Here is a 14374-nt window from a genome sequence, read left to right as displayed (position 1 = left end):
AGAGAATGAGATTTATTTTTGTTTGAGTGCGGAACGAGCGGGCCTGGCGCCACGCCGTTGCGGCGCGGGAGCGAGTTATGCCACAGCGGGTGTTGCCTGCAGAGCAGGGGATCGTCCTTGATTCCCTGTCGGCCGGATATGGCCAGACGCTAATTGTCGACAATATTCATCTGACCATCCCCCACGGGAAAATGACGGTACTGGCCGGCGCCAACGGCTCGGGGAAATCGACGCTGCTGTCGACTATCGCCCGGATGCTCAAGCCGCTGGGGGGCTGCGTACGTCTGGACGGCGAGGTGATTCATCAGATGCCGACCCGGGAGGTTTCCCGTCGGCTGGGCATTCTGCCGCAATCGCCGCTGACCCCGGAAGGGCTGACGGTTTTTGAACTGGTTTCGCGCGGGCGCTACCCCTGGCAGGGGCTGATGCGACAATGGTCCGAGGCCGATGAACGGGCGGTAGAAGAGGCGCTGCGGCTCACCGGTACCGCAGAGTTTGCCCACCTGGCGGTTGATAGCCTCTCCGGCGGCCAGCGCCAGCGCTGCTGGATCGCGATGGCTCTCGCCCAGCAAACGGCGACGATTCTGCTGGATGAGCCCACTACCTGGCTCGATCTGCGCTATCAGGTCGACATCCTTGAACTGCTGCAAACCTTAACCCGCGATCACGGCCGCACGGTGGTCACCGTCCTGCACGACCTGAACTTCGCGGTGAACTACGCCGACCTGCTGGTGTTTCTTAAAAAAGGCGCGATCGCCGGGGTGATTAATGAACAGGAAATCTGTACGCCGGAGCTGATCAAAACCGTCTTTGACGTGGACGTGCAGATGTCGCTCAACCCGCAGACCGGTAAGCCCTTTTTTATGCCGTTCCGCGCCCGCGAGGAGAAGGCATTATGAGCGCCTCCGCGCTGCTGCTGCCGCGCCGACAATCCCGCCCCCGGCTGGCGCTGGTACTGCTGAGCCTGCTGCTGCTGGGCGGCTCGCTGGTGCATCTCGGGCTCGGCACGCGCTGGATTGCGCCGCAAACGGTGCTGCAGGCGCTGCTCCATTACGATCCGCGCAATTTTGACCACCGAATTATTGTCGATTTACGCCTGGTACGTCTCGCGGCGGCGCTGCTCACCGGCGCGGCGCTCGGCGTGGCGGGGCTGCTGCTGCAAACCGTGATCCGCAACCCGCTGGGCGAGCCGCATATTCTCGGCCTTAACGCCGGCGCTTCGCTGGCGGTAGTGGCGACATCGGCGCTGGGAATCAGCCTCGGCGGCGTGGCGTTAGCCAGACCGCTCACCGCCGCCTGCGGCGCGGCGCTGCTGTTTGGCGGCGTGATGCTGCTGTCGTCGTCCGGGCGGGGCGGCGTCACGCCGCTGCGCATTACCCTGTGCGGGGTGGCGCTGTCGGCCTTTGCCTCGGCGGTCACCGCGGCGATTCTGATCCTCGATGAACAAACGCTGCTGGCGATGCGCACCTGGCTGGCGGGCGATCTTGCCGGGCTGAACTGGCAAACGCTGCGCGCTGCGCTGCTCCCGGCGCTGGCGGGAGTGACGATCGCGCTGGTCATCGCGCCGCGTCTTAACGTGCTGGCGCTGGGCGATAAGGTCGCGCTGGGGCTGGGGGTAAAGATTGTTCAGACCCGCCTGCTGGGGCTGACCGCCATTGCGCTATTGTGCGGCTCGGCGGTGGCGGTGGCCGGGCCGATCGGCTTTGTCGGGCTGGTGGTCCCTCACGCGGTGCGCCGGCTGATTAGCGAAGATATTCGCCTGGCGCTGCCGCTGGCCGCTCCGGTTGGCGCTCTGGTGCTGCTGCTGGCGGATATCGCCGCTCGTACCCTGGTTGCGCCCCAGGAGCTGGCAACCGGCGCGATGACCGCGCTGGTGGGGGCGCCGGTATTTATTTTTATCGCCGCGAGGTTTTTTAAATGAAAAGCGCCGGCTTTCGGCCGCTGACCTGCGGCCGCTGGCACATTCTGCTGCGCCCTGCGGCGGTAAAAATCGCCGCTGTCGCGCTGCTCGTCATCCTGCTGCTGGCGCTGTTTAGCCTGACCCGCGGCAGCTTCCCGATGCCCTCCGGTACCCTGTTCCGTGCGCTGCTGGGGGCGGATAACGTGGGCGATCAGCAGCGATTTATCCTCTTTGATATCCGCCTGCCGCGGCTGTTTATGGCGCTGCTGTGCGGGGCGATGCTCGGTCTGGCCGGCGCGGCGATGCAGAGCATTACCCGCAACGGCCTGGCGGATCCCGGGCTTATCGGGGTGAAGGAGGGGGCCAGTATTGTCGTTCTGGCGCTGGTGCTGTTCTTCCCGGCGGTGGGCCTGGTCTGGCGGCCGCTGGCGGGAATGCTCGGCGGCGTGCTGGTGGCGCTGCTGGTTCTGGCGCTGGCCCGCGACTGTTCGCGCCCGCGCTTTATTCTCATCGGCATCGGCGTGTCGTGGACGCTGGCGGCGGCGGTGGGCATTTTTATGACCACCGCCGACGTGCGCGATGTACAAACGGCGATGATCTGGCTGGCGGGCAGCCTGCACGCGGCGACCTGGCCGCTGTTGGCCGTCGCCTTCTGCTGGGCGCTGCCCGGGGCGCTGATCCTTTTTTTGACCGCCAGGGCCGCCGATGCGGCGCTGCTCGGCGACCGCACGGCCATCGGTCTCGGCGTACGCCTGCAGCAGCTAACCCTGCTGCGCTTTTTCGCGCCGGTGCTGCTGACCTCCGCCAGCGTTTCCTGCGTCGGAAGCCTCGGCTTCGTTGGCCTGATGGCGCCGCATATGGCGCGGTTTCTGCTGCGCGGCGGCCAGGTGGCGCTGCTCTGCGGCAGCGCGTTGGTTGGCGCGCTGCTGGTGTTAGCCACCGATACAATTGGCCGACTGGCTTTCGCGCCGCTGCAGATCCCTGCAGGGATCGTGATTGCGCTGGTCGGCTGTCCGTTTTTTATCGTTCTGCTCTGGCGTCGCCGTGACGCCCTGTAAATCAAAAAGGATCGCTATGCGTTGGTTCGTTTCTCTGCTGGTGCTGTTGGCGGGCGTCGCCTCGGCCGCCGATACGCAAACCTTTACCGATGATTTGGGTCGTACGGTGACCGTTCCGCTGCACCCGCAGCGCATTGTGTCGCTGCACGATCTGGATATCACCATCCCGCTGATCGAGCTTGGCGTCCCGCCGGTGGCCAGCCACGGGAGGACGCGTCCGGACGGCAGCCACTTTTTACGCGCCAGCGCACAGCTGACCGGCGTTGATTTCGATAACAGCGCGATTCGGTTTATCGGCACGGCGGATATCGATCTCGAAGCGGTGGCCGCCGCGAAACCGGACCTGATTATTACCGAGCCCAGCCGCCACGTTTCGGTGGAGCAGCTGGAGAAGATTGCGCCAACGGTCAGCATCGACCACCTGCAGGGCAGCGCGCCGCGCATCTACCGCAAGCTGGCGCAGCTCACCGGTACCCAGCCGCGGCTCTTAATCCTCGAACGCCGCTATCAGGCGCAGATAGCCCAGCTAAAGGCGATGGTGGATACGCAAAACATCGTAGTCTCGGTGATTCAGGCCAACAACGGCAAGGTTACCGTGCATCACGCCTATCATGCGCTGGGACGCGTGCTGCGCGATGCCGGATTCCGCTTCCCGCCGCTGATTGACAACATCCCCGATGGCCAGCGTATTGACGTCAGCGCCGAGCAGCTGCCGGCGCTGGATGCCGATTTCGTATTTGCCACCTGGCGTTCCGATACCGGCGGCAGGCCGCAGGATGAGCTGCAGGCGATGGAGGGCGTGATGCCCGGCTGGTGCGACTTTATGCGCGCCTGCCGCACCGGGCGCTACATTCTGCTGCCGCGCGAGGAGGTTATCTCTAACTCCTACGCCGCGCTGTCGCTGATGGTCGCCCAGGTACAGTCGCACATTGCCGGTCGTCCTTTGCCCGAGGGGCTGAAATGAAAACGGTGGTCAAAAGAGAGAAGGGGCGGGTTGACCTGTTCGGCGAACGTTTTCGCGCCCGCGCGCATCAGCTGTCGCCGCGTCTGCTGGCGGTGGTGAGCTACATCAACGAAAACCGGGAAGCGGTGCTGGAGCGCACGGCCATGGAAATCGCCGCCGCGACCAATACCTCGGACGCCACGGTGGTGCGCGCCATCCAGGCGCTCGGCTTCGCCGGACTGCGGGAGCTGAAGCAGACCATGGAGCGCTGGTTCGGCCCGTCGGCGACCTCGTCGGAAAAAATGATCTCCACGGTGAGCGCCTTATCCAGCGACGTCAATTCGAGCATCGATTTCGTGCTGGAAGGGCATCAGCGGGCCTGCGAAGTGCTTGCGCGCCCCGACAACCGCGCCGCGGTGGCCCAGGCGGTGGCGCTGCTGACCGACGCGCGCCAGGTGGGGATTTTTGGGATCGGCGCCTCGGGCATTCTGGCGGAGTATACCGCCAGGCTGCTGAGCCGCATCGGCCTGCCTTCGTACGTAATGAACCGCACCGGGTTTAGCCTCGCCGAGCAGCTGATCGGCCTGCAGCGCGGCGACGTGCTGATTATGATGGGGCAGAAGTCGCCGCACCGGGAGGGGATGACGACCCTGCGCGAGGCCCGCCGTCTGGGGATCCCGACGATTTTACTCACCCAGGCGCTGGACTCCCGCTTTAGCCAGGAGGCGCAGGTGGTCATTGAGGTGCCGCGCGGCGGCGATAATGGGCGGGTGCCGCTGCACGGGACGGTGCTGGTTTGCCTGGAGATGATCGTGCTGTCGGTCGCCTCCACCGCGCCGCAAAAAACGGTAAAATCGATGAAGCGGATCAATGAATTGCATCGGGCCATCGGGAAATCCGGCGGTAAACGAAGCTAAACGGCAGATAATTTACCGTCGGGAAGGTTTCCGGTTGCATGCTATGCTGACAGTGTGTATTTTTATGCAAAATTAATGCATAAAACGGAGTTGTCATGGTTAAGAAGTGGATGAAAGCATGCTGCCTGGTGGCGGCGATGATCGGTACCGCCCACGCGGCTCAGCAAACTTACGTGGTGGGATCCGGCGGAACCTATCGCCCGTTTGAGTTCGAGAACAGCCAGAAACAGCTGGAAGGTTTTGATATCGATATCATCAAAGCGATCGCCAAAGCGGAAGGCTTTGATATCAAACTGGTCAATACGCCGTGGGAAGGGATCTTCGCCACCCTCAACACCGGCGACCGCGACATTATTATCTCCGGGATCACTATCACCGATAAGCGTAAGCAGATGGTGGATTTCTCCGCCCCTTATTTCCCGGCCGAGCAGTCCATCGTCGTGCCGGCGGATTCAAAGGTCTCCTCCCTTGAGGCGCTGAAAAACGAGAAAGTCGGCGTGGTGAACTCCAGCACCGGCGATATCGTGGTTTCCGACGTGCTGGGCAAGAACAGTACCGCGATCAAGCGTTTTGATAATACTCCGCTGATGCTGCAGGAGCTGTTTGAAGACGGCGTGAGCGCGGCGGTCGGCGATGTCGGCGTGGTGAAATACTACATCAAGCAGCACCCGGAGAAGCAGTTCAAGCTGGTGCCGGATGCCAAATTTGAGCGCCAGTATTTCGGCATCGCGGTGGCGAAAGGCAACAGCGAGCTGCAGGCGAAGATCAACGCCGGTTTACAGAAAATCATCGCTGACGGCACCTACGCCAAAATCTATAAAACCTGGTTCGACGAGAACGTCCCGACGCTGCCAGCGCAATAATTCGCATTTTTATTTTCATCACGGCTATCGACTCTGGCGATAGCCGTATTTTTTAGGGAAGGGCTATGACGGGATTCCGTTGGGAGATCATTGAGGAGTACGGTCCGCTGTTTATGGACGGTGCCCTGATGACCATTAAATGTACCATTATCTGCGTGATCCTCGGCACCCTGTGGGGGCTGACCCTCGGGCTGGGGCGGATGGCGAAAGCCGAGCACGGGGTATGGAAATACGTTCTGCGTTACCTGGTGCAGTTTCCGGTGCGCTTTTACGTCAGCGCGTTTCGCGGTACGCCGCTGTTCGTGCAAATTATGGTGGTGCACTTCGCGCTGGTGCCGCTGTTTATCAACCCGCGCGACGGACTGCTGGTGACCAGCGGCATGATGAGCGCTGATTTCGCTCGCGAGCTGCGCTCAAACTACGGCGCGTTTCTCTCCTGTATCGTGGCGATTACGCTGAATGCCGGGGCCTACGTGTCGGAGATCTTCCGCGCAGGGATCCAGTCGATCGATAAGGGGCAGATGGAAGCTTCCCGCGCGCTGGGAATGCCGTGGTGGAAAACCATGCGTCAGGTGATTCTGCCGCAGGCGTTTCGCCGCATTCTGCCGCCGCTGGGCAACAACGCTATCGCCATCGTTAAGGACTCCTCGCTGGCGTCGGCCATCGGTCTGGCGGATCTGGCCTACGCCGCGCGCACCGTTTCCGGCGCCTACGCCACCTACTGGGAACCCTACCTGACCATCTCCCTGGTTTACTGGGTTATTACTTTCCTGCTGGCGCAGCTGGTTAACCGTCTGGAAAAGAGGTTTGGCAAAAGTGATTCACATTCATAATTTACACAAGCGCTTCGGCGACAGCCACGTTCTGCGCGGCATCAGCTGCGACATTAAGCCGCAGGAAGTCGTGTGTATTATCGGCCCGTCCGGTTCCGGGAAAAGCACTTTTCTGCGCTGCATGAACGCGCTGGAAACCGTCAGCGAAGGCGAGGTTGAGGTAAACGGCTTCGCTGCCCACGATCGCGCCACCGATCTGAATAAGATGCGGGAAAGCGTCGGCATGGTCTTTCAGCGCTTCAATCTGTTCCCGCACAAAACGGTGCTGGAAAATCTGATTATGGCCCCGATGAGCCTGCGCGGCACGGCGCGCGCGGAGGCGGTGCGTCTGGCGGAAGAGCTGCTGGCGAAGGTCGGGCTGAGCGACAAGCGCGACGCCTGGCCCTCCAGCCTCTCCGGCGGGCAGCAGCAGCGGGTGGCCATCGCGCGCGCGCTGGCGATGAAGCCGTCGATTATGCTGTTTGATGAGCCCACTTCGGCGCTCGATCCTGAGCTGGTGGGCGACGTGCTGGAGGTGATGAAAAACCTCGCCAGCGAAGGGATGACCATGGTAATCGTAACCCACGAGATGGGCTTTGCTCGCGAAGTGGCCGACCGGGTTATCTTTATCGACCAGGGCATTATTCAGGAAGAGGGGAAACCGGCGCAGATCTTTGGCGCGCCGACTAACCCGCGCACCGCCGCGTTTTTGAGTAAAGTGCTGTAATGGCTCCCGGCCCCGGCGCGCGACTGCGCTGCCGGGGAGAAGACCCTGCGCGGGCGATGAGGGCGCTTTCGTTCTGCCGAACCGTGTCTGCCCTTAAGCGTTACCGCGCCGCCTCGCTAATATCATCCATCTCTTCTTCGCGCTCGCGTTCGTCCGCCAGCAGGGCTTTTTCGCTTTTACCCAGGCACTGAATCAGCAGGAACAGCGCGCCGCTGACAAACAGCGTCATCAGCAGACCATCATACCCCGCAACGCTTATCAGCAATCCGCTGACCACCGGCCCGGCGACGCTCCCCGCGGACCAAAAGAATCCCAGCAGGGCGTTGATCATAATCAGCTTCTGCCCGGAGAAGGTCTTCCCGGCGCGGACCAGCGACAGGGTATAGAGCGCCCCCGCCGCGGCGCCGAGAAGCAGACAGCCGACAATCAGCTGGATATGCGACGCCAGCAGGAACGGTAAGGCCAGCAGGGCGAGGCAGAAGACCACCGCGCAGGTCAGATGCACGCGGCGAATACCGAAGCGGTCGGCAATCCAGCCCAGCGGCGCCTGGAATAGGGCATCGCCGGTTAATACCACCGTGACCAGCAGTACCGCCGTCACTTCACTCAGCCCTTTATCCATACCGTAAAGCGGCAGCAGCGCCAGTATGCTGGCATCAAAAAAGGCGAAGCAGAATACGCCGGAAGCCAGTACCGGCAAAAAGGCGCCGAGGCTGCGCCAGCTGGCGCGTTCCGCCAGCCGTTCACGGCTGCCGGAGGGCAAATGGCGGAGCATCAGCAGACAGGCGAGGGTCACCAGCCCGACGAGCAGCAGAGTCCATGATTGATACGCTTCTCCGGCGGAGATCAGCAGCGGCCCCGCCAGCTGACAGCCGGTAAAGGCGGAGGCATAAATGCCGGTCAGGGTTGCCCGATTTTTACCCGCCGCGCCGCCGGTGATCCAGCTTTCGCCAATGACGATAATCACCCCTGACGCCAGGCCGGTCACCAGCCGCGGCAGCAGGAGATGAACCATATCAAACGACAGGCAGGAGGCGATGGTTGCCGCCGCCAGCGCCACCAGGCTGACGGAGAGCAGAAGCCCCATCTCGAAGCGCCGGCACAGCGCGGGCGAGAGGAAGGAGGAGATCATCATCCCCGCTGGCGGTAGCGCGGCCAGCAGGCCGACGTAAACGGTATCAATCTGCTGCTGCGCCAGCTCCAGACTGATTAAGGGCACCGTGTATCCGGTGATAAATCCCACTAATGAAGCCGCCATGATCATCGCCAGCGTGGGGGCAAGACGATTCTGCTCTGGGTTGAACATTTTATTTCCGGTTAAGGAGGTCTGTAGAGTGAATTATTCGGCAAAACGCCAGTATAGCTGCATAATAATTAATCGCACGCCTTATGTCACCGTTGATATGACTACAAAAAAACGCAGTGCAGGCGGGATGCCGCGCAAAGGCGCGTTGGCGCAGGGTTTGGCGGCAGTTGTCAGCGAGCGGGCGAAAGGATATAACCAATAGGCTAGCGGGTTACCTGTAGCCCCAACGTATTGCATAAAACACTCGTTCAGCGCTGAAGCTGTGCAGGAAAGGAGTAAGACATGGCTGTATCCCCTTCACTGATCGCCGAGGCCATTCGCTGGCGACGTGATTTTCATGCTTGCCCTGAGCTGGGGTATCAGGAACAGGAAACCTCCCGCCGGGTCGCTGAACTGCTCGCTTCATTTGGCCTTCAGGTGCATAGCGGTCTGGCGGGCACCGGCGTGGTCGCGACGCTGGAGAACGGCCCGGGTCCGGTAATTGGCCTGCGGGCCGATATGGATGCGCTACCGATCGCCGAGCAGAGCGACGTCGACTATAAATCGCGTAATCCGGGCGTGATGCACGCCTGCGGCCACGACGGCCATAGCGCAATGCTGCTGGCGGCAGCGGCGCATCTGGCGCAAACCCGCCGCTTTCGCGGTACCGTTCACTTTGTTTTCCAGCCCGCTGAGGAGAACCTGGGCGGCGCGCGTAAGATGGTGGAAGAGGGGCTGTTTGCGCGCTTCCCGATGGATGCCATTTACGCGCTGCACAACTGGCCGGGTATGCCGCTGGGCCAGGTGGCGATCGGCAGCGGGGCGATGATGGCCTCTCTCGATGCGTTTGAAATCACCCTGACCGGCAAGAGCTGCCATGCGGCGATGCCGGAGCGCGGGGCGGACCCGATTGTCGCCGCGGCGCAGCTGATTATGGCGCTGCAAACCATTCCGTCGCGCCGCCTGTCGCCGCAGGAATCCACGGTGGTAAGCATTACCCAGATTTCCGGCGGGGAGGCGATCAACGTGCTGCCGGATAAAGTGGTGCTGCGCGGAACCTTCCGCTGTCTGAATAACCAGGTGCGTGAGCGGGTCAGGGGGCTGATTGAAAGCTATGTCGCCGCCCAGCCGCAGGTATCAGACGTGGAAGGCAAAATCGCCTGGTATCCCGGTTATCCCGTCACCACCAACCACCCGGCTGAAGCGCAAAAGGTTCGCGAGGTGGCGACCGCGCTGCTGGGGGAATCGGCGGTGAGCTGGAACGGCAATCCCTCTATGGCCTCGGAAGATTTTGCCTGCATGCTGGAGGCCTGCCCGGGCGCCTATTTCTGGATTGGCACCGATGGCGAGACGGCGTCAAAGCCGCTACATAACGCCGGATATGATTTTAACGATGCGCTGATCCCGCACGGCGTGGCGCTGTGGACGGCGCTGGTGGAGAAACTGTTGGCGTAAGAGACCGATCCCGGAGGCGATGCTGCGCATCTGTCCGGGCTACCGGCCCGCAGACGGCACTGAACCTGTAGCCCGGGCAAGGCGCGTTGCGCGCCGCCCCCGGGAACAGAGCGCAGAGTAGCTGAATTTCCCGGAGGCGATGCTGCGCATCTGTCCGGGCTACCGATCCGCAGATGGCGGTGAATCTGTAGCCCGGGCAAGGCGCGTTGAGCGCAGCCCCCGGGAGCAAAAGTGGATATGGAGGGAGACGCGTGCATCTCCCTGCGTTGTTTTACACGTTCACCGCCGCTTTCAGGCGGGCTTTCATCTCACTATAGCTTGTCCAGGCATACTGCTCGGCCCAGCGCTGATCCGCGATAGCCTCCACCTTCACCGCGCAGTATTTGGTTTCCGGCGTTTTCGAGATCGGGTCGAGATTATCCTGCGTTAGCTCATTACAGGCGCCGACCCACCATTGATAGGTCATATACACCGCGCCTTCGTTAATGCGATCGCTGATATCGGCGCGGGTAATCACCTTACCGCGCCGCGAGCTGACCCACACCAGCTGCTGGTCGGCGATACCGAGGCGCTGCGCGTCGGCGCGATTGATTTGCACCCGGCCCGGCTCATCGGCAAGCGATTGCAGGGCCGCGCAGTTGCCGGTCATCGAACGACACGAGTAGTGGCCGACTTCGCGCACGGTACAGAGCACCAGCGGATACGCTTCATCCGGCGTCTCGGCAGGCGCGCGCCACGGGGCGGCGAACAGCTGGCCTTTGCCGGTTGGCGTATCGAAGAGGTTATCTTTATACAACCACGGCGTACCGGGGTGATCCAGCGTCGGGCACGGCCACTGGACGTGGTTCATATCGCCCATTTTCTCGTAGGTGACGCCATAGAACAGCGGACAAAGCTCGCGCATTTCGTCCCAGATCTGCTGGTTGTTATCGTAATGCATCGGGTAGCCCATTTCGCTGGCCAGCAGGCTGATGATTTCCCAGTCGCGCTTAACATTACCGGTGGCGATAATCGCCTGCTCGAAGCGCTGGAAGCCGCGGTCGGCGCAGGTAAAGACGCCGCCGTGTTCGCCCCATGAGGTGGCGGGTAGCAGCACATCGGCGATTTCGGCGGTTTTGGTCATAAAGATATCCTGCACTACCACAAAATCGAGCGCCTCAATCCCCTTACGCACCAGGCCTAAATCGGCTTCGGTTTGCAGGGGATCTTCACCCATGATGTAGTAGGCTTTAATTTCGCCAGCCAGCGCTTTGTGCGGCACTTCGGTGATCCGGGTGCCGACCTGGTCGTCCATGACAGCCGGGTTAACGCCCCATGCTTTGGCAAACTTATCGCGAACGCTGGCGTCGGTGACGTCCTGGTAGCCGGGGAACATATTCGGCAGGACGCCCATATCGCAGGCGCCCTGGACGTTGTTTTGTCCGCGTACCGGCCCCACGCCGACGTTGGCGCGTCCGAGGTTACCGGTTAACAGCGCCAGGCTTGCCAGCCCTCTGACGACGTCCACCGCCTGGCCGAACTGGGTGACGCCCATGCCCCACATAATGGTGGCGGAAGGCGCGGCGGCAAACATGCGCATCGCCTGGCGAATTTCAGCGGCCGGCACGCCGACGATCCCTTCGACGGCTTCAGGGGAATAGTCTTTCACCGTTTCGCGATAGGCGTCCAGCCCCTCGGTAAAGCGGTCGACGTAGTCGTGGTTATACAGATCCTCTTCCAGTAGCACGTGGGCGAAGGCGTTGACCAGCGCCATATTGCTGCCGTTATTGAGCTGCAGATGGCGATCGGCGATGCGGGCGGTTTCGATACGGCGCGGGTCGCAGACGATGATTTTCGCCCCGTTTTCGCGAGCTTTAATCACCCGGCGGGCGACGATAGGGTGGGAGTCGGCGCAGTTATAGCCAAAGACCAGCAGGCATTTCGAGTTTTCGATATCGCTAATCGAGTTGCTCATCGCACCGTTACCGAGCGCCAGCTGAAGCCCGGCTACCGACGGGCCGTGGCAGACGCGGGCGCAGCAGTCGACGTTATTGGTGTGGAGCACGCCGCGGGCGAATTTCTGCATCACATAGTTGGTTTCATTCCCGGTACCGCGCGATGAACCGGTAGTCATAATGGCGCGCGGGCCGTGCTTCTCCTTTATTTCACGCAGTTTTTTCGCCGTATAGCGGATAGCTTCCTCCCAGCTGACCGGGGTGAACTTACCGCCTTTCTGATAGCGAATCATCGGCTGCTGCAGACGCGGCGTCAGTAGCTGGGTGTCGTTGAGAAAATCCCAGCCGTAATAGCCTTTCAGGCACAGCTGATTTTGGTTGGTGACGCCATCAGCGGCTTCGGCACGGAGAATTTTATTGTTTTCGACGACCAGCTTAAGTTTGCAACCGGCCCCGCAATAAGGGCAAACGCTCGTGATTTTTTTCATCAGTAACAGACCTGTTAACAGAGAATAAACAACAATGGACAGGCCGGGCCCGGCCCGCCTTTGTCAGGGCGTCATGAGCCAGCGCACCGGCAAATGACGGGAGCGTTATGCATACGCTGTGCCAAAACTTAACTTATTGAATTTGTATAGAATAGTTGATCAGGCAGGGCGGGGCGGCGGTGATGTCGACACTAATGACGATGACATGACGCCCGTTCGGGCGTCATCGAGGAAAAATCAGGCCAGCTTCTGGCGCAGCTGCGCGAGGGTGTCGGCGGGTAAACCGACTTCTTCGGCGGCGGCGCAAATCGCCTGCCAGCTTCCGGCGTCCAGCGGTATCCCCTGCGCCAGACGCTGCTGGCGGTTAGCCTCTTCCCACTCGCCCGGGGCCAGAATCGGCGCGTCCGGGTCGTGCGGCGACCGTTTACACCAGTCGATAAACGCTTCGGTCTCGCGCTGCATATCCGGCGCATCGAACGCTTCCGGGCTGAGAATAATGGTGGTCATGCAGTTGAAGATAGCGTCCACGCTGCCCTGCAGCGTCTCCTGATGCGAGGTTTTACCGCCGGATACCGCGCCGCCGATAATTTCGCACAGCGTCGCCAGCGCGTAGCCTTTGTGTTCTGCAAAGGTCAGCAGCGCCCCCAGCGGCGACGTCTGCATCACTGCCGGGTCGGTTGTGGGGACGCCGTGAGCGTCGATCAGCGACCCCGCCGGTACCGGGACGCCTTTATGCCAGGCGACGCGGGTTTTACCGAAGGCGATGGCGCTGGTGGCGTAATCCAGCAGCAGCGGCGGATGGCCGGCGCGCGGGAACACCACGCACAGCGGGTTAGTACCGAAGCGGCTGTCTTTCCCACGGAACGGGGCGACCATCACGTTGCCAACGACGTTAACGAAATGGATAGAGATCATTCCGGCGGCCGCGCACTGTTCCGCCCAGTAGCCGATGCGGCCAATATGGTGCGCATTGCGCAGCGCCACGGCGGCCATACCGTGCTCTCTGGCTTTCTTAATGCCGATCTGCATGGCTTCATGGGCCACCACCTGGCCGAAGCCGCCGTTGCCGTCCAGCGTGACCACCGCGCCCGCGTCCTTCATCACGCTGGCGTGGCGATTGAGCTGGAGATAACCCTGCGCGTGGGAGCGTACGTAGCTTGGGATCATGCCGACGCCGTGGGAATCGTGCCCGGCCAGGTTAGCGGCAATCAGGTGGTCGGCGATAAGCGATGCTTCGGTGAGGGAGCTTCCCATATGGGTGAAAAGGGTTTTAACAAATTGATGCAGATCCGTGGCCTGGAAGCGATGTCCTGTTTGCACTGATTCTCTCCTGTGATTGGGTTGCGAATTCTTGTTTTAGTGTGTTTGCATTTCCATGCTGCGCTGAGCCACGGAGAAGATCAAGGTTTTGAATCTGTGGCGGTAAAGAGAAGAGCTGAGGGGAAAGTGCAGCGTTGAGGCCGGGCAGTCTGGTAATGATATGAGGGATCATTAACGCTGAATGTTCTCTCTGGCGACTTGTCTGGGATGGCTCACCGTAGAAAGACGCTGTCTCTCTCTGTCCACGGGGAAGGCGCAAGGAAGGTTATAGGGCATGATATGAGTGAGAGGTATTATTGTAAGCTCTGTTTTAATATATCCGCTGAATGAAATGCCGCTATTTCTTTTACGCTCAGCGCGAATCTATACGTGTCCGGTTTAACCATCGATACCGGATATCTGACAAGTATTATTTGTAAGTTTTATATTAATCCTGTCAGCCATTAATTATAACCATATTCATTCCCGGAACTGGAGTTTTTCATGTTCTGTGAAGAGTAAATAATAATTTATTTCTTACGCTCCTGTTCGCGCGCGTTTCAGCATCCGGAACGACCAGTATTTGCGTTACATATTGATTTGCATCAATCAACGCTGCCTATTCAGATATGAATTTAATTCACATTCCTCTGTCAGGTATACATCCTGCCTTTATTGTAAGAAAAGAGTTGT

General features: G+C 60.7%; 11 protein-coding genes and 1 pseudogene. 9 read left to right on the top strand and 3 right to left on the bottom strand.

All coding sequences use genetic code 11. The features are described 5' to 3' along the window. Positions 1-77: 77 nt before the first annotated feature. The 8 genes and pseudogenes from ACESQ2_RS10880 (at position 78) to ACESQ2_RS10845 (ending at position 7220) form a co-directional block, all read left to right on the top strand. Positions 78-899 carry an ABC transporter ATP-binding protein gene (locus tag ACESQ2_RS10880; protein WP_014229681.1) on the top strand — a complete coding sequence of 274 codons (822 nt, stop codon included), beginning with the start codon at positions 78-80 and terminating at the stop codon, positions 897-899. Further along, complete coding sequence (locus tag ACESQ2_RS10875) at positions 896-1921, top strand: FecCD family ABC transporter permease (RefSeq protein WP_373170416.1); 1026 nt, start codon at positions 896-898, stop codon at positions 1919-1921. The genes ACESQ2_RS10880 and ACESQ2_RS10875 overlap by 4 nt, the downstream gene beginning before the upstream one ends. Continuing rightward, positions 1918-2958, top strand: a complete 1041-nt coding sequence (locus ACESQ2_RS10870) for a FecCD family ABC transporter permease (RefSeq protein ID WP_373170414.1) — start codon at positions 1918-1920, stop codon at positions 2956-2958. The genes ACESQ2_RS10875 and ACESQ2_RS10870 overlap by 4 nt, the downstream gene beginning before the upstream one ends. Next, a pseudogene (locus ACESQ2_RS10865) lies at positions 2949-3922 on the top strand (iron-siderophore ABC transporter substrate-binding protein); the annotation flags it as partial. The gene ACESQ2_RS10870 and the pseudogene ACESQ2_RS10865, both read left to right, overlap by 10 nt. After that, entirely contained in the window at positions 3919-4818 is a 900-nt protein-coding gene (locus tag ACESQ2_RS10860; RefSeq protein ID WP_014838722.1) for a MurR/RpiR family transcriptional regulator, read from the top strand. The pseudogene ACESQ2_RS10865 and the gene ACESQ2_RS10860, both read left to right, overlap by 4 nt. A gap of 95 nt (positions 4819-4913) precedes the next feature. Further along, the gene (locus ACESQ2_RS10855) at positions 4914-5681 is read left to right on the top strand and encodes a basic amino acid ABC transporter substrate-binding protein (protein ID WP_004851663.1); all 768 of its coding nucleotides are present in this window, start codon (positions 4914-4916) and stop codon (positions 5679-5681) included. Between the two features lie 65 nt (positions 5682-5746). Beyond that, entirely contained in the window at positions 5747-6514 is a 768-nt protein-coding gene (locus ACESQ2_RS10850) for an amino acid ABC transporter permease (RefSeq protein WP_004102832.1), read from the top strand. Beyond that, positions 6498-7220: an amino acid ABC transporter ATP-binding protein gene (locus tag ACESQ2_RS10845; RefSeq protein ID WP_042946213.1), complete on the top strand. Its 723-nt coding sequence runs from the start codon at positions 6498-6500 to the stop codon at positions 7218-7220. Before ACESQ2_RS10850 ends, ACESQ2_RS10845 begins: the two co-directional genes overlap by 17 nt. A gap of 100 nt (positions 7221-7320) precedes the next feature. Here ACESQ2_RS10845 and ACESQ2_RS10840 read toward each other — a convergent pair whose 3' ends face one another. Next, complete coding sequence (locus tag ACESQ2_RS10840) at positions 7321-8526, bottom strand: MFS transporter (protein ID WP_049076259.1); 1206 nt, start codon at positions 8524-8526, stop codon at positions 7321-7323. A 282-nt stretch (positions 8527-8808) separates the two neighbouring features. Between ACESQ2_RS10840 and ACESQ2_RS10835 the strand changes: the two genes are divergently transcribed. Beyond that, positions 8809-9960: a M20 aminoacylase family protein gene (locus ACESQ2_RS10835; protein ID WP_032749828.1), complete on the top strand. Its 1152-nt coding sequence runs from the start codon at positions 8809-8811 to the stop codon at positions 9958-9960. A 271-nt stretch (positions 9961-10231) separates the two neighbouring features. Here the strand turns inward: ACESQ2_RS10835 and fdhF are convergent, their stop codons facing one another. Next, entirely contained in the window at positions 10232-12382 is a 2151-nt protein-coding gene (gene fdhF, locus ACESQ2_RS10830) for a formate dehydrogenase subunit alpha (RefSeq protein WP_004851653.1), read from the bottom strand. 237 nt (positions 12383-12619) lie between these two features. Beyond that, the gene (locus ACESQ2_RS10825; RefSeq protein ID WP_042945327.1) at positions 12620-13702 is read right to left on the bottom strand and encodes a malate/lactate/ureidoglycolate dehydrogenase; all 1083 of its coding nucleotides are present in this window, start codon (positions 13700-13702) and stop codon (positions 12620-12622) included. Positions 13703-14374: the final 672 nt, after the last annotated feature.

Origin of the sequence: Klebsiella sp. Q11, from assembly GCF_964241505.1 — a bacterium.
Lineage (GTDB): Bacteria > Pseudomonadota > Gammaproteobacteria > Enterobacterales > Enterobacteriaceae > Klebsiella > Klebsiella michiganensis.
The sequence above is the reverse complement of the archived record's forward strand: the minus strand, read 5'-3'. Positions and strand labels throughout refer to the sequence as shown.